We start from the raw sequence: 21,365 nt of genomic DNA on the forward strand, positions 1-21,365 counted from the left end.
AACAAGAGAGAGGAGAAGCGCTTAAGCAGCGATGGGCATCACGCCATGCCGGAGCAGAAATTCTGTCGACACCAAGTCAGTGCGGACTCAAGCCCGATTGTAGCGCAGGCCCCAAAAATCAATGGCCGCTTGCATATCCAAGGGTAACGGTGCTGCCCAGTCCATGGGGGCGCCTGTCACAGGGTGCACAAAGGCCAGTCGATAGGCGTGCAACGCTTGCCGCTGCAGCCCAGCACCAGCAGCTCCGCTATAGAGAGAGTCAGCCACCAGCGGATGTCCGAGCGAAGCCATGTGCACCCGAATCTGATGCGTTCGACCAGTGTGCAGCGTACAACGCACCAAGCTTGCCTCTGCGTTGGTATCGAGTACGTCGATATCGGTACGCGCAGGCTTGCCAGCATTCACTCCGAGATCGACCACCGCCATGCGCAAGCGATTGCGAGGGTCGCGGCCAATGGGTGCGTCCACACGGCGCTGCGCACCGTGGCGCCAGCGTCCCCACGCAAGCGCCAAATACTGTCGCGACACCTCACGGGCAGCAATCATTCGCACCAATGCATCCATGGTGGCTCTGTCACGTGCAACCACCATCAAACCACTGGTGTCCTTGTCCAGCCGGTGAACGATTCCTGCTCGGGGAACGAGGCATGCCCGCGTATCTCGCGCCAGCAAGCCATTGAGCAGCGTTCCGCTCCAGTTGCCCGGCGCGGGGTGCACCACCAAACCAGCATGCTTGTGAATCACCAAGAGGTGTTCATCTTCGTACACCACGTTCAAAGACATGGCTTCGGGTTTGAAGGCTTGGCTTTGCTCGGTGGGACGTATTTCCACCGTGATGCGGTCGCCTGCCTTCACCTTGGAAGCGGGCTTGGACGCTGGCACTTCGTTGCAATGCACCAACCCCAGCGACAGCAGTTGCTGCAGATAGCTTCGGGACAACTCCGGAACCATCTCTGCCAACGCCCTGTCCAGGCGCGAGCCGTGGTGTGCAGCGCCGGCCGTCAGATGCCGGATCTCGCTCTCCGCCCCATCGGCAGGCGCCTGCGCATCGAAATCCGCAGGGCCTGTATCATCCCCGTCGTCGGGCTGATAGCCCTCTGGCGCGGACGCAGTCTCGCCGCTCAACGGGAGGGCAGGTAGCGCACGGGATCCACGGGCTTGCCCTGCCGGCGGATTTCGAAGTGCAGCTTCACGCGATCGGTGTCGGTGCTGCCCATCTCGGCGATCTTCTGTCCACGGCGCACGTTCTGATCTTCCTTGACCAGCAAAGTCTGGTTGTGGGCATAGGCCGTGAGATACGTATTGTTGTGCTTGAGGATGACCAGGTTTCCGTAGCCACGCAGGCCAGCACCCGCGTACACGACCCGGCCGTCTGCAGCAGCCAGTACGGAATCTCCAGCCTTGCCACCGATGTCATAACCCTTGTTGCGCGCCTCATCAAACCCTGCCAGCAACGGGCCAGAAGACGGCCAGATGAAGGGCATGTCGTCTTCGTTGGCCGCAGTGACAGGAGCAGTCGCCGCAACAGGAGCTGCAGGCGCAGGCGCCGCAGCAGAAGCGCCGGGCTTGGCCGCGCTGGCAGCTGGCAGCGGCGCCAGAGGGGACGAGTTCACGGGGCGCGTGACAACCCCGGAATCAGCGGCAACAACCGCATTACCAGTGGGCGCTGCGGCTCCGGGCGTCGCCACTCTCAGCACCTGACCCACTTCGATCAGATTCGCATTGTCCAAGCCATTCCAGCGGGCAATGTCTTTCCAGGACTGACCATGCTCCAGTCCAATGCGAATGAGCGTATCGCCCGGCTTGACGGTGTAGTAGCCCGCCTTGCCAGCGTTTTCAGCTCCAGGCAACGGCTTGACGGCAGGAGCGACCACCGTCGCTGGCGTTGCGATCGAACCGGCGGCCGTGCCGCGATCTTCGACCGGAGCCCTGTTGACACGGGTGCCGCAGCCCGCCAGCACCAAGCCAGCCAGCGCGATAGAACCCCAAGCAACAAGACCACGCGATACCAACATAAGCAATCCCTTCAGGCAATCCCCGATTTTAGGGGGACAAAGTGCACGGCCTCCAGAACGCTCTGTTGAAGTCCGTGCGGAGTCTTGTCAATAACGAGCAGCACTTGCCGGCCGTTCGTACCCACAGTGGGCGCCACCAGCCGGCCGCCCACGGCCAGTTGATCGCACCAATGCTGCGGAAGAATCTCGCCGCCGGCCGCCGAGATGATCGCGGCATACGGCGCGCCCTTCGCGTAGCCCAGCATGCCGTCACCCAACAAAAGATGCACATTGGCAAGCCGCAGCGGGCGCAGGTTGTCACGCGCCTTTTCATGCAACGCACGCAGCCGCTCGACGGTGTACACCTCGCGTGCCACGCGCGCCAACACACACGCCTGGTAGCCGCAACCCGTGCCGATCTCCAGCACGCGTCCCAGGCCACGACCACCGCGTGCGATCTCCGCGCCCATCAGCAGTTCCACCATGCGTGCAACGACGCTGGGCTTGGAGATCGTCTGACCCAGCCCGATCGGCAGGCTGGTGTCTTCGTAGGCCTGATTGACCAGAGCGCTGTCCACGAAGCGGTGCCGCTCCACGGCACCCATGGCGGACAGCACCGCACCCGCCTGGATACCGGATGACACCAGGCGCTGCACCATGCGAGCGCGAACCGCTGCGGAATCGAGCCCCAGCCCTTGAGGCGCGGCCGGTGCCATCACGCGTGGCACGCCGTTCGCCGGGCGGGGGGAAGCAGCATTCGGCGACGCATCGAGTCGCGCAGGAAAGCCTGGCCGGCGCTGCGTCATGAAGCCTCGCTGGCCGGGGATTTTGAAGCGTCTTCTGGTGCAAGGCGTGCTGCAGCCTGCGCCCAGTACCCGAGCCCGTCGTGATCGGTCAGATCGACCTTCAGCGGCGTCATCGCAACATGTCCTTGCGCCGTGGCGTGAAAGTCGGTGCCCTCCGCCTCATCCTTGGCAGCACCTGCACTGCCGATCCAGTACATCATTTCACCGCGCGGGCTTTGCTGTTCGATAACGCGCTCTGCCGCGTGACGCCGGCCGAGCCGGCAGAGCTTGATGGATCGCAGCGCATCGAACGGCATGTTCGGAATATTGATATTGAGCAGCCATGGAGCCTCGGCGTCGCCCCACAGGCTCTGCTGCTGCATCTGCAGCACGATCTCGCGCGCCTTGCTTGCGGCCGCTTCTATCTCGCCCCACCCCTTGTCCACCTGCGAAAAAGCGATGGCTGGAATGCCAAACAGATAGCCTTCCATCGCCGCGCCCACGGTGCCTGAATAGATGGTGTCGTCGCCCATGTTGGCGCCATTGTTGATGCCAGACACCACCAGATCGGGCCGGTAACCCAGCAGCCCCGTGAGCGCGATGTGCACGCAGTCGGCTGGTGTGCCGTTCACGTAGCGAAACCCATTGGACGCACGGTGAACGTACAGCGGCGAATGCAACGTCAGCGCGTTGGACTTCGCACTGTTGTTGTGTTCAGGAGCTACCACTTCCACCTCGGCAATGGACTGCAGCGCATCGTGCAGCGCCACGATGCCGGGCGCCTGGAAACCATCGTCGTTGGAAATCAGAATCTTCATGATCGGGGTGTGGCTGGATGCGGCGGATTGTAGGCGTCGCCCTACACAGCCTGCGCAGTGCTCCCGGGCCGCATGCCGTCGCTACAGGGACAATGCCACCACCGCCCCACACCTATGATGCGGCGCATCGAAGAACGGAGACTTCACCATGCACGCTTGGCTTTGCACCGACCCCACGGGCGTTGACGCGCTCACCTGGACCGAACAACCCACGCCAGCACCCAAGCCAGGCGAAGTGCTCATCGACATCAAGGCGGCCAGCCTGAACTTTCCCGATCTGCTGATCGTTCAGAATAAATACCAGATCAAACCTCCCCTGCCCTTCGTTCCGGGTTCGGAGTACGCGGGCGTCGTGCAGGCCGTGGGCGAAGGCGTCACCCACCTTCACCCCGGGCAGAACGTTGCCTGCCTCAGCGGCACAGGCGGATTCGCCACCCACGTGATCGCGCCGGCCGCACTGTGTATGCCCCTGCCCGATGGCTTCTCGCACGTGGACGCTGCCGCGTTCATCATGATCTACGCGACATCGCACCACGCTCTGGTGGACCGGGCGCAACTCAGGGCTGGCGAGACCGTACTGGTGCTGGGCGCCGCCGGTGGCGTGGGCACGGCTGCCATCCAGATCGCCAAGGCGAAGGGCGCCCGCGTGATCGCCGCGGCATCGACGGAAGAAAAATGCGCGCTTTGCCTCTCGGTCGGTGCTGACGCGGTCATCAACTACAGCCAGGAAAACCTGCGCGACGCCATCAAGGCGCTGACCGAGGGCCGCGGCCCCGACGTGATCTATGACCCGGTGGGCGGCGAATATGCCGAGCCCGCATTCCGCTCCATCGCCTGGCGCGGCCGGTATCTGGTCGTTGGTTTTGCAGCGGGGCCGATTCCCTCGCTGCCGCTGAACCTGGCGCTGCTCAAAGGCGCATCGCTGGTGGGCGTGTTCTGGGGGGACTTCGCCAAACGGGAGCCCAAGAACAACGCGGCCATGATGGGCGAGCTGGCGCGCTGGTATGCCGAAGGCAAGATCAAACCCATCATCGACCGCACCATGCCGATGGCGCAGCTGAAGGCCGCCTACGCCCACATGGGTTCGCGCGGGGTGATGGGCAAACTGGTGATGGTGAACTGAGCTTCACACGGGACCGGCGTAGCGCGCCGCCGACGCCGGGATCGCATTCCTGTTCAACAAAGCCCGGCTCTGGCAAACTCGCAACCCTCTCGACCTGATGGTGGCGCCTCGCATGGCAGACCGAAACCCTTCCGAACTCGCGCGTGAAACATTCAAGCTGCTGGCTTCACGCAGGCTGCCGCCTACTCCCAACAATTACCAGGCGCTCTATGACGAGATCGCCGGCATCAACAGCGCCCCGGCCTTCCCCGAAGGCCCGTTGCGGCAGATCGCACGCGTTCTGCCGGGCCAGACGCCCGCGCAGAAGCGATTGCTGGGGATGTTCGAAAACGCCGTGGCAGCCAACGACTGGGCCGCAATGCAGGGAGTGCTGGTCGGCTACGCCAATCTGGGGCTGACCGGCACCGCATCTGCATCTACGACTGCATCTGCACACGCTTCTTTGCCCGAGAGCCACGCGAGCGCTGCAGTAACGGCCCACCTGCCTGACGAACTGGCCGAACAATTAGTGCGACTGGTCGACACCTTGATGCCTGCGCTGGGCGAAGACGACGCCCGGGTACACGAGTTGGCGGCTCAGCTCATCCAGTTTCTGAAACAGCCATCGCCACCAGCGTCCACCCTGCAACTGATGCTGAACAACTTCAGCTATCGCCTGTCTTTTGCCACAGAGGACCAGGCGGCGATCCGCACCAGTCTGCTGGCGCTGCTGCAGATGGTGTTTGAAAACATCGCCGCGCTAAGCTTGGACGACCAATGGCTGCATGGCCAGGTCGAAGCACTGATTGCTGCGTCCACGCCGCCGCTGACCCTGCGCCGGCTCGACGACGTGCAGCGCCGTCTGAAAGACGTGATCTTTAAGCAGACCGAGGCCAAGACACGCCTGCTGGAAGCGCAGGACCAGATGAAGGAGCTGCTGGCTGCCTTCATCGACCGCCTTGCACAGATGGATCAGTCGAGCAACTCGTACCACGACACGCTGGAAGACTGCGCCGAACGCATTGGGCAGGCTACGCAACTGCAGCAAATCACTCCGCTGCTGGAACGGGTGATGTCGGCCACTCGCGCCATGGCGGTCGACAGCCGCGTGGCGCGTGACGAACTGCATCATTTGCGCGAGCGCTCCGAGGTCCGCCACGCCCAGATCGCACAGCTGCAGCAGGCACTCAATGAAGCGAGCGCCCAGGCGCGGCACGATCCGCTGACCGGCTCGCTCAACCGCAAGGGGCTGGATGAGGTGATGGAGCGGGAAATCGCCCGTGCGCGGCGCAACGATGCGCCGCTGTGCGTCGCGCTGCTGGATCTGGACAACTTCAAGGCCATCAACGACCGGCTGGGGCATTCCAGCGGTGACCAGGCGCTGGTCCACCTCGCCACAGTCGCTCGCGAAGTCATGCGCCCGCAAGACATGCTCGCGCGCTACGGAGGCGAAGAATTCGTGCTGGTGCTGCCCGACACGGCTCTGCCGCAGGGCGTGGACGCCATGACCCGCCTGCAGCGGGAGCTGACCACCCGCTACTTCATGCGCGAGCAGGAAAAGGTGCTCATCACCTTCAGCGCCGGCGTCGCGCAGCTGGCAGCGCTGGAAAGCAGCGACGACGCCATTCGCCGGGCGGACCAGGGCATGTACCTGGCCAAGCGGGCTGGAAAGAATCGCGTTACAGCAGCGTGACAGCGACGCGGCTTGTCCTTGCCCCGTTCCAAAGCAGTTCTTCAGCAGCCCTGCAAAACACAGGGAATGGCAGATCGTTACACTCCCGCATTCTAAAAAAACACCCGACGAGGCTGTTACATGAGCCCACCTTCTGTCGAAACGCGTGATGCTTTTGAAGCCTATAAAGCCCTGCTTCAGGTCACCGGGCCCGCAGGGCTGTCTTTCTTGAACGCGCGGGTGAAGCACCGTTACACGGCGGTGTATCGCCTGGAGGGTTCTGTACTGCGCAACATGCATCTTTTCGATAAGCAGGGCGTGGTCACCCCCGACTTCCTGGCGGAAATTCCCCTGCAGGACAGCTTTTGTCAGTTCGTGATGCGCGACGGCGGCTTCACCTCCACTGATACGGGCGCCGATAGCCGGCTGGATGGCCACAAATACCAGGGCGTGATGGGCTCATACCATGGCCTGCCGCTGCTGGACAACCATGGCAGCCTCTACGGCACGCTCTGCCACTTCGACACGGAGCGGCACGCACTGCCCGACGAAGAATTCGCCCTGCTGCAAAAGGCTGCGCGGCTGTTGCCGGCTTATCTGAACAAAAGACCCGCAGCGGTCTGACACTCCCTGGCGGGCCCACGATCGCCCGGGCCCCCGGACCTTGGCAGCAGCGCCACGCCCCGGGGATTCGAGGTGTGCCCTACATGGCATAGCGCAGCGCCGATATCTGAGACCCATCAAAACTCTGGGCTCGTCAATCTTGGGGACAATGCAGGCCCTCGGGTTCGTCCCCGAGGCCGCGGCGCTCTGCTGCGGCCCCTGCCAAGTGATGGATATCTATGGAAAAGCCAGACGCTTCAGCCCACACGCCCATGATGCAGCAGTACCTGGGCCTGAAATCCCAGCACCCTGACACGCTGCTGCTCTACCGCATGGGCGACTTCTACGAGTTGTTCTACGCCGACGCCGAAAAGGCCGCTCGGCTGCTGGACATCACGCTCACGCAGCGGGGGCAGTCCGGCGGGCAGCCGGTGGTGATGGCCGGTGTGCCTTTCCATGCGCTGGAGAACTACCTGGGCCGGCTCATTCGCATGGGCGAATCAGTGGCCATCTGCGAGCAGGTAGGCGAAGTAGGCACGGGCAAAGGGCCGGTGGAGCGGAAGGTGGTGCGCGTCGTCACGCCGGGCACGCTGACGGACAGCGAGTTGCTCTCCGACAAAGCCGAATCGATGTTGCTGGCGGTACACCAGGGCCCGCGTGCGCGTTGCGGGCTGGCCTGGATGTCGGTGACGCAGGGCATCGTGCACCTGGCCGAATGCACGCACGACGAAGTGGGCGCCTGGCTCGCACGCGTGGCGCCCAGCGAAGTGATTTACAGCGCCGGCGTGACCGAGCGCTTCGAGCAGCAACTGCAGGCCCTGCGCCAAACCGGCGCGCTGGTGTGCCCCTTGAGCCTGCGGCCCGACTGGCAGTTCGACGCCAGCCTGGGCGAGCGCAAGCTGCTCGAACACCTCCAAGCTGCCAGCCTGGCTGCCTGGAATGCCGAATCACTGGCGCAGGCTCATGCAGCCGCCGCCGCGCTGCTCTCGTATGCCGAGCACACGCAGGGGCGCGCGCTCACGCACGTGCAGAGCGTGCGGGTGCAGCGCGACGACGAACTCATTGCCCTGCCCCTCGCCACGCGGCGCAACCTGGAGCTGGTGCGCACGCTGCGCGGCGAAGACGCGCCCACGCTCCTTTCGCTGATGGACACCTGCATGACCGGCATGGGCAGCCGCCTGCTCAAGAGCTGGCTGCTGGAGCCGCGCCGCGACCGCACCGATGCCCGCCAGCGCCTGTCCGCCACGGCCGCCTTGCGCGGCAACGGATCGGGCGCCGGCCCCTGGCAGGTGCTGCGCGCAGAGCTGCGCGGCGTAAGCGACGTGGAGCGCATCACCGCCCGCATCGCCTTGCGCCAGGTGCGCCCGCGCGAGCTGGTCGGTTTGTGCAAGACGCTACAAAAAGCAGAGCTGCTTGCGCAATCCCATCAAGCGCCAGAGCCGTTTTTGGCTCAAATTTTCCAGCAACTGCAACCGCCGGTGGACTGCAGCACGCTGCTGCGCGCGGCCATCCATGAAGAACCCGCTGCACTGGTGCGCGACGGCGGCGTGATCGCCACGGGCTTCGACGCCGAGCTGGACGAGCTGCGCGGCATTCAGACGCATTGCGACGACTTTCTGCTCGACCTGGAAACGCGCGAGAAGGCCCGCACCGGCATCCCGAACCTGCGCGTGCAGTTCAACAAGGTGCACGGCTTCTACATCGAAGTCACCAGCAGCCACGTGGGCCGCGTGCCCGAAGACTACCGCCGCCGGCAAACGCTCAAGAATGCCGAACGCTTCATCACGCCCGAGCTGAAGACCTTCGAGGACAAGGCGCTGTCGGCGCAGGAGCGCGGCCTGGCGCGCGAAAAGTGGCTCTACGAACAAGTGCTGGACCAGCTACAGCCGCACGTGCCCGCCCTCGCCCGCCTGGCTCAGGCGCTGGCCACGCTGGACGTGCTGTGCACGCTGGCTGAACGCTCGTTGACGCTGGGCTGGTGCGCGCCGCAGTTCGTGGCCGAGCCCTGCATCGACATCGAGGCCGGCCGCCACCCGGTGGTGGAAGCTCGCCTGGCCGAGACCTCGGCCGGCGCCTTCATTGCCAACCACACGCGGCTGAACACCAACACGCGCATGCAGGTCATCACCGGCCCGAATATGGGCGGCAAGTCGACCTACATGCGGCAGGTGGCGCTGATCGTGCTGCTGGCCAGCATGGGCAGCCACGTGCCGGCAGCCGCCTGCCGGCTGGGGCCGATCGACGCCATCCACACCCGCATCGGCGCGGCCGACGACCTGGCCAACGCGCAGTCGACCTTCATGATGGAGATGACCGAGGCGGCGCAAATTTTGCACTCGGCCACGCCGCACAGCCTGGTGCTGATGGATGAGATCGGCCGCGGCACCAGCACCTTCGACGGCCTGGCGCTGGCCAGCGGCATCGCCACGCATCTGCACGACCGCACCAAGGCGTTCACGCTGTTCGCCACGCACTACTTTGAGCTGACGGAGCTGTCGGCACGCCACCAGCACGCGGTGAACGTGCATGTCGGTGCGACGGAGTCGGGGGGCTCCATCGCCTTTTTGCATGAAATTCAACCCGGCCCCGCCAGCCGCAGCTACGGCATTCATGTGGCCAAGCTGGCGGGCGTGCCCGGCGCCGTGCTGAACCACGCCCGCCATGCGCTGGATGCGCTGGAAGCGCGCGCGAGTGAGGGCAAGACGCAAGTCGACTTGTTTGCGCCGCCGCCCGAAGAGCCCGGCGCCGGCCTGAGCGCGGTGGAGGCAGCGCTGGAAGCCATTCACCCCGACACCATGAGCCCGCGCGAGGCGCTGGATGCGCTGTATCAGCTCAAGCGGCTGACACAGGGCGCAGCAGAAACCTCAGCGACAATTTAGAGCCAAATTGGCCTCTAGCGCTTATCCAGCAAGCGCCATATGCTATTAATTAAATAGCATTCGCTAACAGCGAGCAGCAGCCATCCATTGGGTGGCCGCGTCACGCAAGCACGGGTTGGGCCGTCAAGCAAGGCGGCCCAGCGCCGCCAGCTCCGGCGACACCCGCTCCCACACCACGTCGCAACCGGCGCGCAGGCGCTCGGGCGGCAGTGCGCTGGTGCGCAGAGCCCAACGGGCGCCCGCCATCACGCTGTCGATCACCGGCACCTCTACCTGGGGCTGAATGGCCGCGGCCATGCCGGCCAGGCCCGCGCCGCCCAGGATGACGGCCTGCACGCCCATCTGGCGCACCACGTCGCGGCAGGCCTGGGCCAGCAGCGCGCGGGCGGCTTCAGGGTCGGCGGCCAGTTGGGCACCGGTGGGTGCCACGGTATGAATGCCTGCCAGCGCGGGCGCATGGCCGAGCGCCTGGGCCAGGCGCTGAAGCATGGGGCCCCAGCGCTCGCCGCCCGTGACGATGGCGAAGCGGCCATGGCGCGCGGCTTCGATGAACGATGCCTCGGCCAGGCCGGTGACCGGCACGGGGCTGCTCTCGCGCAGCGCCATCAGGCCGGGGTCGCCAAAACAGCCGATCAGCACCGCGTCGGGCGCGGGTGCATCGGGCTGCGCCAGCGCAGCGGCCCAGGCGTCAAGCGCGGCGTGCGAGGCCACGGCATAGCTGGCTTCGCAGGCGATGTAGGGGGCGCCAAACCGCGCGGTGGTCGTGCGCACCGCCACGTGCAGGCCGGCGGCCGTTTGCACATGGCGCTGCAGCAGGCTGCTCACGCTCTCAGATGCGTTGGGGTTGATGACGAGCAGTTGGCGCATGGCGGTTACGTTCAGGCGGAATCAGACCGGCTGGCGCAGCAGGCGGGCCAGGTCAGGCGGCTCGGTGGGCGGCGGGGCGAATTCGAGTTGCGATTCGATGCGCTGCAGGTGGTCGAGCATGCGGCGCGCGGCCTCCTTGGCGTCACGCAGGCGGATGGCGTCGAGCAGCGCCCGGTGCTCGCGGCACCCGCAGGCCGTGGCATCGACGCGCTCGCGGGCATGGCTGGGGCTGTAGGTCATAAGGATGAGCGAGGTGCGCGACACCAGCTCGCGCAGGATGCGGCCCAGCGTCTGGTGGCCGGCTGCCTGCGCGATGTGCAGGTGAAAGTCGCCCGACAGCCGGATGGCGCGGCGCATGTCGCCGGCCGCACGGGCGGCCTCTTCGTCTTCGATGCAGGCACGCAGCTGAGCCATGTCGGCGGCGCTGGCCGAGGCGATGAACAGGGCCACCAGGCGCGGCTCGATGAGGCGGCGTGCCTCAAACACCTCGCGCGCCTCTTGCACCGACGGCTCGGCAATGGTGGCGCCGCGGTTGGGCGTGAGCGTGACCACCTGCTCGTTGGCCAGCCGCACCAGCACCGGCCGCACCCGCGTGCGCGATACGCCGAATGCGGCGGCGAGCTTGTCTTCGACCAGCTTGGTGCCGGGCGGCAACTGGTGGTCGAGGATGGCGGACACCATGCGCTCGTACATGTCGCTGTCGCTGGGGAGCGCGGCGGCGCTGGTGGTTGCCGCCTTCGGCGGCAGGGCCGGGGCCTTGGCAGGCCTGCGCCGTGGGCTCTGGCTCTTGGCGGGCGCACGATCGGTCATGCGGGCCGGCCCTTGCGCCCCTGGCCGAGAGCCCACACCAGAGCCAGCGCCACACCCATCACCAAGAACGACACCAGCGTGGTGAGCGTGCCCAGTGCGTAGATCGACGGCGTGGTCACGGTGGTGGTCAGGCCCTGCAGTTCCAGCGGCAGCGTGTTCACGTCGCCAATGGCCTGCGAGGTGCGTGCGATCTCATCCCAGCTGAGCGTGAAGCCGAACATGCCGATGCCCACGACCGACGGCGCGACCAGCGGCAGCACCACGTGCGCGAAGCCTTGCCACGGCGTGGCACCCAGGTCGCGCGCGGCCTCTTCGTAAGCCGGGTTGAAGCGGTTGAACACCGCGAACATGATGAGCAGCCCGAACGGCAGCGTCCACGTCAGGTGCGCCCCAAGCGCCGAAGTGAACAGGCCCAGCGAGGTGCCGAAGCCCTCCAGCGCGCCTTCCATGCCCAGCCAGCCCAGCACGCCCTTGATGGCCGTGTCGAGCAGCCGAAACTCCAGCCCGATGCCGAGCGACACGATGATGGAGGGCATGATCAGGCTGGACACCACGATGAAGAACAGCGCGTTGCCGCCCTTGAGCTTCTTGCGAAATGCGAGCCCGGCCAGCACCGACAGCACGACGGTGCACAGCATCACAGCCAGGCCCAGGCCCAGCGAACGCCACAGCGCCGCGCCGATGTCGACCACGCCCAGTCCCTCGGCGAGCTTGCGGAACCAGTGGAGCGACACGCCGCGCATCGGGAAGGTGAGCCCGCCTTCAGGCCCCTGAAAGCTCAGCACGAAGATGACGAACATCGGCCCATACATGAACAGCACGAACAGGGCGAAGACGATGGCCAGGGGCCAAAAGCTAGCGGAGCGTTTTTCGCGGATGGCCATCTCACAGCTCCTTGCGAATGTCGACGAGGCGTGTGAGGCCCCAGATGATCATGAGCACGATGGCCAGCAGGATCACTGCATTGGCCGCCGCCAGCGGAAATTGCAAATATGAGGTCTGCACCTGAATGATCTTGCCCACCGATGCGATCTGCTGGCCGCCCATCACGCCGATGGTGACGAAGTCGCCCATCACGATGGTGATGACGAAGATCGAGCCGATGATGATGCCCGTGCGCGACAGCGGCACGATCACGTTCCACAGAGTCTGCCAGCCCGAGGCGCCGGAATCGTTGGCGGCTTCCAGCAGGCTGCGGTCGATGCGCATCATGCTGTTGAAAATCGGCACGATCATGAACATGGTGTAGAGGTGCACGAAGGCCAGCACCACTGCAAAGTCAGAGAACAGCAGCCATTCGATGGGCTGGTCCACCAGGCGCAGGTCCATCAGCGTCTGGTTCACCAGCCCGTTGCGCCCAAGCAGCGGCACCCACGAGATCATGCGGATCACGTTCGATGTCCAGAAAGGCACCGTGCACAGCACGAACAGCAGCGTTTGCATGCCCGCCGAGCGCACGTGGAACGCGAGGAAATACGCTACGGCGAAGCCCACCACGAGCGTGATGAGCCACACCAGCATGCTGAACTTGAACGTGGAGTAGTACGTGCGCAGCGTGGTGCAGGCATCCGAGACATTCGTGCAGCCGTCGAAGATCGCCACGTAGTTCTTGAATGTGAAGGCCGGCAGCAGCTCGTATTCGTTGAAGTCCCAGAAACTGACCATCGCGATCAGCGCCAGGGGCACGAGAAAGAACAGAACAAACACGGCCGTGAACGGAGCGGCCTGCCACCAGGCGGCAATGCTGCGGCCCGGAGTGGCAGCAGCGGGCAGAGTGGGTGTGTTGGTGCTCATGAGCTGGTTTCTAGAAGGTAATCAGGGCGCAGGAGCGCGGTATGTCAGAGGGGCACCTCGACAAGCTCAGTGCGAACGGTGGTGCGCGGGGTGAGCACACCCTGCCCCCAACCGTTCTGGCTGAGCCTGTCGAAGCCCAGCCACAGCCCTCAAACCATCAGGCCGCCACGAACTCGTTCCACTTCTGAACCATGTAGTTGTTCTCGTCCATGACGGCATTCCAGCAGGCAATGCCGCCCATGCGCGATTCGAAGCTGCCGCCATCGCGCACGCTGCCGGCCTTCGCCAGCACGTCACCGGTGGGGCTCTTGATGTCTTGCGCGGCGGGCTTGCCTTCCATCCAGTAGGCCCACTCGTAGGCTTCCATCTTCGACTTGGCGGTGTCCAGCACGGCGCTGTAGTAGCCCTGGCGATTCAGGTATGCACCGGCCCAGCCGTCGAGGAACCAGTTGATGAATTCATAGGCCCCGTCGAGCTTGCGCCCCGACAGCGTGGCGGGAAGACCGAAGCCCGCAGCCCACGCGCGGTAACCCTCCTTGAGCGGCTGGAAGTTGCAGGCGACGCCCTTGGTGCGCACAGCCGTCACGGCCGGGCTCCACATCGACTGGATGACGACCTCGCCCGAGGCCATCAGGTTCACCGACTCGTTGAAGTCCTTCCACAGGGCGCGGAACTGGCCCGCCCGCTTGGCCTCGATCAAGGTCTTGATCGTGAGATCGATCTCCTTCTTGGTCATGTTGCCCTTGTCGGGGTACTTGTACAGACCCATCGCCTCCACGACCATGGCCGCGTCCATGATGCCGATGGAGGGAATGTTCAGGATGGCCGCCTTACCCTTGAATTCAGGGTTCAGCAACTCGGCCCATGAGTCGATGGGGCGCTTGATCAGATCGGGGCGAATACCCAGCGTGTCGGCGTTGTACACGGTGGGGATCAGGCTCATGAACTGCGTCGGGCTCTTGGCGAAGACCTTGCTCTTCTCGCCTTCGAGGTAGATCACCTTCTTGGGCGCCGTGCCCTGGTCGCCGACCTTCTTGCCGGCGACCTCGCCGGTGGTGAACAGCGTGGTGATCTTGTCGGCGTTCTTGATGCGCCTGGCGTCGATGCCCTTGAGATTGCCCGTGGGCACGATCTTCTTCAGCGAAAAATACTCGGTGTCGACCAGATCGAAGCTGTTGGGTGCGGTAACCACGCGCTTGGTCACGTCATCGGTAGTGACGGCCACGTACTGGATGTCGATGCCGGTGTCCGCCTTGAACTTCTCGGCGATGGCCTTGTCCTGGTTCACGGCCGTGCCCAGGTAGCGCAGCACGATCTTTTCCTGCGAGTGGACGGCGGGGAACATACCGGCGGCCAGGATGCCCGCCGTGCCTTGCAGCAGTGAGCGGCGCTTCACTCCGGAGGCGTTGGCGACGGGGGATGGGGGCAGCACATCGGACATGGTGAAAGCTCCTTGAAGGAATGAAGGACGAAACAAGGTCTTCTTGCGAAGGCGGAAGGGGAAGCAAATGGAGGTGAAGGAAATCGGGCAGTGCAGCTCAGGCCGCGGCCGGCTCTAGCGGATGGGCCATGGCGGGTTGCCAGTGCAGCAGCACGGGCTGCCCCACGGTGCAGGGCTGAGTCAGGTGGGCCGACTCGGACACCATGACCGAGTATTCCGCCGTAGCATGGGCTGACAAGGCCACGCCTGCGCGCTGCAGGCCCAGCAGCACATAGGTGCCCTGGTACTCCACATCGGTCACCACGGCGGGCATGTGCATCGCGCCATGGGGCGGTGTGGAGCCCTCGGGCAGCACGCTCAGGTGGTCGGTGCGCACACCCACCTTGCCTTGCAGCGTGTCGATCACGTTGTGGCCGCCCATGAAACGGGCGACGAATTCGCTGGCCGGCCGGTTGTACACGTCGTAGGGCGCGCCCACCTGCTCGATCAGGCCGTTGTTCATCACCACCATGGTGTCGGCGAGCGCCATGGCCTCTTCCTGCGAATGGGTCACGTGGATGAAAGTCAGGCCCAGCTCCTTCTGCCAGCGGCGCAGTTCGGCCCGCATCTGGATGCGCAGGAACGGGTCGAGCGCCGACAGCGGCTCATCGAGCAGCAGCACGCGCGGCTGCGTGATCAGTGCGCGCGCCAGCGCCACGCGCTGCTGCTGCCCGCCAGACAGCTCCGCTGGCTTGCGCCCGGCCAGATGGCCCATGGCCACGCGCTCCAGCAGCGCCCCGGCCCGAGCATGGCGCTCGGCCTTTCCCACGCCCTTCATCTTGAGGCTGAAGGCCACGTTGTCGAGCGCCGACAGGTGCGGGAACAGAGCGAAGCTCTGGAACATCATGGCCGTGCCCCGCGCGGCGGCAGGCAGGTCGGTGATGTTGCGGTTGTCCAGCAGCACATCGCCGCTGGTGACCGACTCGTGCCCCGCGATCATGCGCAGTGTGGTGCTCTTGCCGCAACCGGAAGGGCCCAGCAGGCAGCAGTAGCTGCCGCTGTCGATGCGCAGGTTGATGTTGTCCACCGCAGGCTTTGCGTGCGCGTAATGCTTGGTCAGCGCAACGACTTCGATGGCGGCAGGAACCGGGGTGGGAGATATGGCTTGCATATCCATCCCTATGCAAACCGCATGCCATGTTTGCATGCAATGAGTTAGTCGTTTTGTACACAAAATGCACTGACCGTGTGCGCGCCGAACGCACCACGCTGCAGCAGGGGTGGATGCAGGGAGCGCTGCCTGCCGCACGCTGGTGCTGGGCCGCTGGGGGCGCTCTGGCCTCGGGCCGGGAAAACCGCTTGGCGGTGCCGTGTGATGACACCCCCTACACTTGCGGCTTTTCCCCCTGATCGCATTCCACCATGACGTATTGCGTCGCCATCAAACTCAATGCCGGACTGGTGTTCCTCTCCGATTCCCGCACCAACGCAGGACTGGATCAGATCAGCTCCTTTCGCAAGATGATGATCTACGAGAAGACCGGCGATCGCTTCATGGTGCTGCTGTCGGCTGGCAATCTGAGCATCTCGCAGTCGGTACGTGAAATTCTGCAGATCGAGCAGATGCCGGGCCGCGAAGAGGGCGACGAGCCCATCACCATCTGGAACGCCACCAGCATGTTCGAGGTGGCCCGCGTGCTGGGTGCCGCCGTGCGCCGCGTGCACGAACGCGACGGCCTGGCCCTCAAGCGCGCCGGCGTGGACTTCAACGTGTCTCTGGTGTTGGGAGGGCAAATCGCCGGCGAAGGCATGCGTCTCTTCCAGGTGTATTCGGCAGGCAACTTCATCGAAGCCACGTCCGAGACGCCTTACTTCCAGGTGGGCGAATCCAAATACGGCAAGCCGGTGCTCGACCGTGTACTGACGCCTGAAACCCCGCTCGACGAAGCCGCCAAGTGCGCACTGGTGTCGATGGACAGCACGCTCAAGTCCAACCTATCGGTGGGCTTGCCGCTCGACCTGGTGGTGTACGAGGAGGGGCGCTTCGCCACGGACAAGATCGTCTGCATCGACGAGAACAACCCGTACTTCCGCATGCTGCACAACAGCTGGGGCGAAAAGCTGCGCCAGGTGTTCGACAGCATCGAAGACCCGGCCTGGAACGGCGGGCAGACGGAAGTGCCGATCTGCGTGGACCCTATGCGCAGCCGGCCGATCCGCAAGATCACCAATCCGCGCGACAAGCTCATTTAAGACAGACCCACAGCGGCCTCCCATGCCACGCATCGTCTTCTCGCACGCCAACAGCTTTCCCGCCGGCACCTACCGGGTGCTTTTTAACGAGCTGCGCCGGCGCGGCTTCGAAGTCAGTGCGGTCGAACAGTTCGGGCACGACGAGCGCTATCCCGTCACCAACAACTGGCCGCACCTGGTGCAGCAGCTGGCCGATTTCGCCGAGGCCGAGCAGCAGCGCAGCGGCGGTGATGAGCCTGCCTTCTTAGTGGGGCATTCGCTGGGCGGCTTTCTCAGCGTGATGGCTGCGGCGCGCCATCCACACCTGGCGCGCGCGGTGCTGCTGCTGGATTCGCCCCTGCTGAGCGGCTGGCGCGCGCGTGCGCTCCAGGTCGCCAAGCGCACGCAGCTGGTGGGCTCCATATCGCCGGGCAAGATCAGCCGGGCGCGGCGCAACAGCTGGGTCACCAGCGACGAGGCCTTTGAGCATTTCGGTCGCAAAAAGGCTTTTGCGCGGTGGAATGAGCAGGTGCTACGCGATTACGTCACCCACGCGCTGCGCGACCACGAAGGCCAGCGCCTGCTGTCGTTCGACCGGGCAGTGGAGACTGCCATCTACAACACCATTCCGCATGACCTGGACCGGCTCCTGCACGCGAACCCACTGCGCTGCCCGGCCGCCTTCATCGGCGGGCTCGCGTCGCAGGAGATGCGCCAGGTCGGCATGACCATGACGCAACGCATCACCGAAGGCCGTATCACGCTGCTGGACGGCAGCCATCTGTTTCCGATGGAGCACCCCATCGCCGCCGCGGCAGCGATCGAAGCCGCGCTGCTCAACCTGGCGGCGGTGCAGGCCAGTCGCAGCTGAAGGCAGCCCAGAAACTGCCGCTAACAGTCTGCACATCCCCTACACTGCAGCATCGTTACAGCGTGATACACCGATGTCTGCTTCCGTGTTTCCAGTCCCTGCCACTTGCTTTTTCATTCCGTGGGCTGCCGGCACATCGGGCTGCAGCCGCTCATCGGCTGATCTTGTTTATCGGAAAAGCGCCGCATGAGACGTGGCGCCGGTCAACCCACTGACGCCCTGTTGGCCGCGCAACCTTGGCAAGCCGACCCGCTGGCCGACGCCACCATCGCGCGCATCCTGGGCCCCTGGCCCGAAGACAGCGAGCTGCCCGGGGCGCAGGCCGAACAGTGGCAGCGCATCAACTGCGTGAATCGCATCTTCTCCACCTGGGCCGACAATGCCGCGCTGACCGGATGGCAAGCACCGCCGGGCACGCCCGACGACATCGCTCAACCGCTGCAATCGTTCATTCAAGCGGGCCAGATTCTGCCTAATTGGGCCGACCCCGCCCGCATCGAACGGGCCGAGGTGCTGTTCATGGACTACGGCGCGCTCTCCTGCGTGCTGCTGTTTTGTTCCAGCCTGCCGGAGTGCTACGTCATTCCCGATCTGGCGAGTGTGCTGCACACGGCCGGCCAGCTGGAGCAACACACCGAGCACCGCATCCGCTCCACGGCAGCCATGATCTTTCCCGTGATGATGCACGGCGGCCTCACGCAGCCTGCCGGCGCGGGCGTGGCGCAGGTGTTGAAGGTGCGGCTGATCCACGCCACCATCCGCAACCTGATACTGCGCGGTGCGCCGGTGCCTGGCGCGCCGCCTGGCCAAGTGGCGCCGCTGGAGCGGCCGGCCGACGCGGGGCTCTACCAAACCCTGTTCACCAACGGCTGGAACGTGGAACGCGACGGCCTGCCCTGCAACCAGGCCGAACTGGCCTACACCCTGCTCACCTTCAGCTACGTGTTCCTCCGTAGCCTGCGCCGGCTGGGCATCGGCCTGCCAGCTGCCGATGAAGAGGCCTACCTGCACGCCTGGAACGTGGTCGGCCACGTGCTGGGCATCGACGCTTCCCTGATGGTGCACACCATGGACGAAGCCGCCCAGTTGCTGGACCGGCTGCAGGCGCGCGGCCGGGCGCAGGTCACACAGCCCGATGCACGACCCGCCCTGGGCGCAGCGCTGATGTCCACCATGGAGCAGGCGATGCCCTGGGCCATCGCCCGCCCCTTCCCCCGGTTGATGACGCGCTATCTGTGCGGCCGCACAACGACCGGCGATCTGGGCTTGAGCCAGCCCGGTGCCCCCTGGGCGTCGTGGTTGCTGTTCTGGACGCTGCTCATCGCCTGCCGCGCCATCGACACCGTCGCACGGTGGTTCTGGCCGCAGTTCTCGCTGGCGCGCAGCTTCACACGCGTGCTCGGCTACCACTTTCTGGTGAAGATCCTGATGGACCAGACACGGCCGTTGCAGTTGCCCGTGCGCCTGCTCCACCAGATGGGCCAGTTGGTGGCAGCCTGGAGCGACGACCCGCGAGCCCCCCGGTGGATCAACCGGGTCGAAGACCGATTGACGACCACCGGTACCTGGCACCCCGTCCCCAGCTGTGCAAAGGCGACGCAACTGGGCGCCTCCACGGCTGGCGATACGCCGGGCACCACGCGCTGACGCGAAACCACGACATGCTGCTGGTATCCTGACCCCGAACCTGCCGCCGTCCCGCCATGTCGCCGTCACTTCGCCTTTTCGACCTCGAAGCCCGTGCCCTGCCAGCGGCCAGCGGCGGCTGGGCATGGCAAATCGGCCTGCAGGTATTGGTGCTCTGCTGGTGCGCGCTTTGCGCCGGTACCGCTTTCGCTCAGCCCGTGCTGGTGCTGCAGGCGGGCGCCGCACCCGTCAACGCATGGCCGCACGTGGCGATGCGCTCCGACCCGACCCGGCAACTGACGGTGGAGAGCATGCTGCAGCAGCCCGATACCTTCGCCCCGCCCACCACGCCTTCCGGTTCGCTGGGCGTGCGCAACGACGCGGTGTGGCTGCGCATTCCACTGTGGGCGCCCGAGGGCGCGACGGGCCCATGGGCGATCAACATCGACTACGCACTTTTGCACGAGGTGGACGTGTACCTCACGCGGCATGGCACGGTGCTGCAGCATGCCGCGATGGGAAATCTCCAGCCGGTTTCGGGCCGGTCGCTGCTGTGGCGCACGCCGGCCATGGATCTGCTTCTCACACCGGGGGCGGACCACGAACTTTTCATTCGCCTACGCACCGCGGGCGGCATGATCGCGCCCATGCGCATCGGCGACAAGCACCAGCTGTATCCCCTGGCGCTGCGCGAACAGATGTTGCAGGGCCTTTTTGCGGGCTTGGCCGCGTGCTTGGTGGTGTACAGCCTGGCGCAGTGGGTGACGCTGCGCCAGCGACTGTTTGTGTACTACGCGATGCTGGTGGTGGGAAGCGCCGGGTTCTCCATGCAGTTCTTCGGTGTCGGTGGCCAGTTCCTGTGGCCCAACAACCTGTGGATGGAACAGCACATCGGCAGCCTGCTGAGCTTCGTAGCGGTGACCGCTTCATTTCTTTTCATGGGCCAGGTGCTGTCCGAGCTACAGCCCGGTGGCCGTCTTCCGCGGGTGATGCATGCCGGTGCGGCACTGAGCGTGGCATTGGGCACGGCCTTCGCCCTCGACATCCTGCCGACGCGCGCCGCCATGGCCGTGCTGAGCGTACTGGGGCCGATGCCTTCGATCATCAGCGTGCCGGCTGCGCTACGGCTGGCGCGCAAGGGCGATTCGCTGGGCGGCACATTGCTGACGGCCTGGGCAGCCTACCTGATCGCGGCCATCGCGCTGGGCTTGCTGGTTCAGGGCAGGCTACCGGCCAACGGCTGGACGATGCATGCGTTCCAGGCCGGCTCAGCGTTCGACATGCTGCTATTCATGCGCATGCTGGGCCTGCGCACCGCCAGCCTGCGGCTGGAGGCTTTGCACGCCAGCCGCGAACGCGATGCCATGCGGTCATTGGCGCATACCGACCCGCTGACTGACTTGCCCAACCGGCGCGGACTCGACATCGCCCTGCATGCTGCCCTCCCCCGCTCGCGGCCTGAAGGGCTGCTGGCGGTGTACGTGCTGGACCTGGACGGCTTCAAGCCGGTGAATGACCAATACGGGCACGACGTGGGCGACCGCCTGTTGATTGCCGTGACCGCGCGCCTGCGCGAGCATCTGCGCCATGCAGACACCGTTGCGCGCATCGGCGGCGACGAGTTCGTGGTGATGGCCAGCGAGCTGCATGACGCCGAGCAAGCCCATGAGCTGGGCAACAAGCTGCTGGATGCCTTCCGCACCGCATTTGCCGTCGGCCCGCATGAAATTCGCGTGGGCCTGACCATCGGCTACGCCCTGGCGCCAACCGACGCGCGCGAGGCCAGCGTGCTGATCAAGCTGGCCGATGCCGCCATGTACAGCGGCAAGCAGAGCGGCCGTTTCTGCGTGCGCCGCAACACTGGCGATCTGGCGCTGTCGTCCATCTGATTC

18 protein-coding genes are annotated in these 21,365 nt (G+C 65.2%); 8 read left to right on the plus strand and 10 right to left on the minus strand.

The features are described 5' to 3' along the window. Positions 1-87 precede the first annotated feature (87 nt). From RQI28_RS05480 to surE, 4 genes are read right to left on the minus strand one after another with little or no spacing between them, the layout of a single operon-like run. Entirely contained in the window at positions 88-1,125 is a 1,038-nt protein-coding gene (locus RQI28_RS05480) for an RluA family pseudouridine synthase (protein WP_311221607.1), read from the minus strand. After that, positions 1,122-2,015 carry a peptidoglycan DD-metalloendopeptidase family protein gene (locus tag RQI28_RS05485; RefSeq protein WP_311221608.1) on the minus strand — a complete coding sequence of 298 codons (894 nt, stop codon included), beginning with the start codon at positions 2,013-2,015 and terminating at the stop codon, positions 1,122-1,124. Before RQI28_RS05485 ends, RQI28_RS05480 begins: the two co-directional genes overlap by 4 nt. Positions 2,016-2,026: 11 nt before the next feature. After that, positions 2,027-2,800 carry a protein-L-isoaspartate(D-aspartate) O-methyltransferase gene (locus RQI28_RS05490; RefSeq protein WP_311221609.1) on the minus strand — a complete coding sequence of 258 codons (774 nt, stop codon included), beginning with the start codon at positions 2,798-2,800 and terminating at the stop codon, positions 2,027-2,029. Next, positions 2,797-3,597, minus strand: a complete 801-nt coding sequence (gene surE, locus RQI28_RS05495) for a 5'/3'-nucleotidase SurE (RefSeq protein ID WP_311221610.1) — start codon at positions 3,595-3,597, stop codon at positions 2,797-2,799. The genes RQI28_RS05490 and surE overlap by 4 nt, the downstream gene beginning before the upstream one ends. Positions 3,598-3,745: 148 nt before the next feature. Between surE and RQI28_RS05500 the strand changes: the two genes are divergently transcribed. From RQI28_RS05500 to mutS, 4 genes are all read left to right on the plus strand, one after another. Beyond that, entirely contained in the window at positions 3,746-4,720 is a 975-nt protein-coding gene (locus RQI28_RS05500; RefSeq protein WP_311221611.1) for an NADPH:quinone oxidoreductase family protein, read from the plus strand. Between the two features lie 112 nt (positions 4,721-4,832). Beyond that, entirely contained in the window at positions 4,833-6,392 is a 1,560-nt protein-coding gene (locus RQI28_RS05505; protein WP_311221612.1) for a diguanylate cyclase, read from the plus strand. A 120-nt stretch (positions 6,393-6,512) separates the two neighbouring features. Beyond that, a complete protein-coding gene (locus tag RQI28_RS05510) occupies positions 6,513-6,995 on the plus strand; it encodes a GAF domain-containing protein (RefSeq protein ID WP_311221613.1) in 483 nt (160 codons plus the stop codon). Between the two features lie 218 nt (positions 6,996-7,213). Next, on the plus strand, positions 7,214-9,853 hold the full coding sequence (gene mutS / locus RQI28_RS05515; RefSeq protein ID WP_311221614.1) for a DNA mismatch repair protein MutS: 2,640 nt from the start codon (positions 7,214-7,216) through the stop codon (positions 9,851-9,853). 123 nt (positions 9,854-9,976) lie between these two features. Here mutS and RQI28_RS05520 read toward each other — a convergent pair whose 3' ends face one another. The 6 genes from RQI28_RS05520 to RQI28_RS05545 form a co-directional block, all read right to left on the minus strand. Beyond that, positions 9,977-10,720: an aspartate/glutamate racemase family protein gene (locus RQI28_RS05520; protein WP_311221615.1), complete on the minus strand. Its 744-nt coding sequence runs from the start codon at positions 10,718-10,720 to the stop codon at positions 9,977-9,979. A 21-nt stretch (positions 10,721-10,741) separates the two neighbouring features. Next, a complete protein-coding gene (locus RQI28_RS05525; RefSeq protein ID WP_404976872.1) occupies positions 10,742-11,530 on the minus strand; it encodes a GntR family transcriptional regulator in 789 nt (262 codons plus the stop codon). Further along, positions 11,527-12,414: an ABC transporter permease gene (locus RQI28_RS05530; RefSeq protein WP_311221616.1), complete on the minus strand. Its 888-nt coding sequence runs from the start codon at positions 12,412-12,414 to the stop codon at positions 11,527-11,529. The genes RQI28_RS05525 and RQI28_RS05530 overlap by 4 nt, the downstream gene beginning before the upstream one ends. A 1-nt stretch (position 12,415) precedes the next feature. Then, on the minus strand, positions 12,416-13,324 hold the full coding sequence (locus RQI28_RS05535) for an ABC transporter permease (protein ID WP_311221617.1): 909 nt from the start codon (positions 13,322-13,324) through the stop codon (positions 12,416-12,418). A 157-nt stretch (positions 13,325-13,481) separates the two neighbouring features. Beyond that, positions 13,482-14,765, minus strand: a complete 1,284-nt coding sequence (locus tag RQI28_RS05540) for a PotD/PotF family extracellular solute-binding protein (protein ID WP_311221618.1) — start codon at positions 14,763-14,765, stop codon at positions 13,482-13,484. Positions 14,766-14,862: 97 nt separating this feature from the next. Beyond that, positions 14,863-15,915, minus strand: a complete 1,053-nt coding sequence (locus RQI28_RS05545) for an ABC transporter ATP-binding protein (RefSeq protein WP_311221619.1) — start codon at positions 15,913-15,915, stop codon at positions 14,863-14,865. A gap of 251 nt (positions 15,916-16,166) precedes the next feature. Here RQI28_RS05545 and RQI28_RS05550 point away from each other — a divergent pair, with 251 nt between their 5' ends. From RQI28_RS05550 to RQI28_RS05565, 4 genes are all read left to right on the plus strand, one after another. Further along, on the plus strand, positions 16,167-16,997 hold the full coding sequence (locus tag RQI28_RS05550; protein ID WP_311221620.1) for a proteasome-type protease: 831 nt from the start codon (positions 16,167-16,169) through the stop codon (positions 16,995-16,997). Between the two features lie 22 nt (positions 16,998-17,019). After that, complete coding sequence (locus RQI28_RS05555) at positions 17,020-17,847, plus strand: alpha/beta hydrolase (RefSeq protein ID WP_311221621.1); 828 nt, start codon at positions 17,020-17,022, stop codon at positions 17,845-17,847. Between the two features lie 186 nt (positions 17,848-18,033). Continuing rightward, positions 18,034-19,494, plus strand: a complete 1,461-nt coding sequence (locus tag RQI28_RS05560) for an oxygenase MpaB family protein (protein ID WP_311221622.1) — start codon at positions 18,034-18,036, stop codon at positions 19,492-19,494. 56 nt (positions 19,495-19,550) lie between these two features. Beyond that, positions 19,551-21,362 (plus strand): diguanylate cyclase, encoded by a 1,812-nt coding sequence (locus tag RQI28_RS05565; protein WP_311221623.1) that lies wholly within the window; start codon positions 19,551-19,553, stop codon positions 21,360-21,362. The last annotated feature ends 3 nt before the right edge of the window (positions 21,363-21,365 follow it).

The organism is Acidovorax sp. WCS2018Noco2-16 (assembly GCF_031843945.1).
Lineage (GTDB): Bacteria > Pseudomonadota > Gammaproteobacteria > Burkholderiales > Burkholderiaceae_C > Paracidovorax.

Bases quoted from the DNA above. Each gene is read 5' to 3' on its own strand.
- mutS (WP_311221614.1), top strand. From the start codon at position 7,214: ATGGAAAAGCCAGACGCTTCAGCCCACACGCCCATGATGCAGCAGTAC.
- RQI28_RS05540 (WP_311221618.1), bottom strand. From the start codon at position 14,765: ATGTCCGATGTGCTGCCCCCATCCCCCGTCGCCAACGCCTCCGGAGTG.
- RQI28_RS05500 (WP_311221611.1), top strand. From the start codon at position 3,746: ATGCACGCTTGGCTTTGCACCGACCCCACGGGCGTTGACGCGCTCACC.
- RQI28_RS05545 (WP_311221619.1), bottom strand. From the start codon at position 15,915: ATGCAAGCCATATCTCCCACCCCGGTTCCTGCCGCCATCGAAGTCGTT.
- RQI28_RS05535 (WP_311221617.1), bottom strand. From the start codon at position 13,324: ATGAGCACCAACACACCCACTCTGCCCGCTGCTGCCACTCCGGGCCGC.
- RQI28_RS05550 (WP_311221620.1), top strand. From the start codon at position 16,167: ATGACGTATTGCGTCGCCATCAAACTCAATGCCGGACTGGTGTTCCTC.
- RQI28_RS05510 (WP_311221613.1), top strand. From the start codon at position 6,513: ATGAGCCCACCTTCTGTCGAAACGCGTGATGCTTTTGAAGCCTATAAA.
- RQI28_RS05505 (WP_311221612.1), top strand. From the start codon at position 4,833: ATGGCAGACCGAAACCCTTCCGAACTCGCGCGTGAAACATTCAAGCTG.
- surE (WP_311221610.1), bottom strand. From the start codon at position 3,597: ATGAAGATTCTGATTTCCAACGACGATGGTTTCCAGGCGCCCGGCATC.
- RQI28_RS05485 (WP_311221608.1), bottom strand. From the start codon at position 2,015: ATGTTGGTATCGCGTGGTCTTGTTGCTTGGGGTTCTATCGCGCTGGCT.
- RQI28_RS05490 (WP_311221609.1), bottom strand. From the start codon at position 2,800: ATGACGCAGCGCCGGCCAGGCTTTCCTGCGCGACTCGATGCGTCGCCG.
- RQI28_RS05530 (WP_311221616.1), bottom strand. From the start codon at position 12,414: ATGGCCATCCGCGAAAAACGCTCCGCTAGCTTTTGGCCCCTGGCCATC.
- RQI28_RS05565 (WP_311221623.1), top strand. From the start codon at position 19,551: ATGTCGCCGTCACTTCGCCTTTTCGACCTCGAAGCCCGTGCCCTGCCA.
- RQI28_RS05520 (WP_311221615.1), bottom strand. From the start codon at position 10,720: ATGCGCCAACTGCTCGTCATCAACCCCAACGCATCTGAGAGCGTGAGC.
- RQI28_RS05555 (WP_311221621.1), top strand. From the start codon at position 17,020: ATGCCACGCATCGTCTTCTCGCACGCCAACAGCTTTCCCGCCGGCACC.
- RQI28_RS05525 (WP_404976872.1), bottom strand. From the start codon at position 11,530: ATGACCGATCGTGCGCCCGCCAAGAGCCAGAGCCCACGGCGCAGGCCT.
- RQI28_RS05560 (WP_311221622.1), top strand. From the start codon at position 18,034: ATGAGACGTGGCGCCGGTCAACCCACTGACGCCCTGTTGGCCGCGCAA.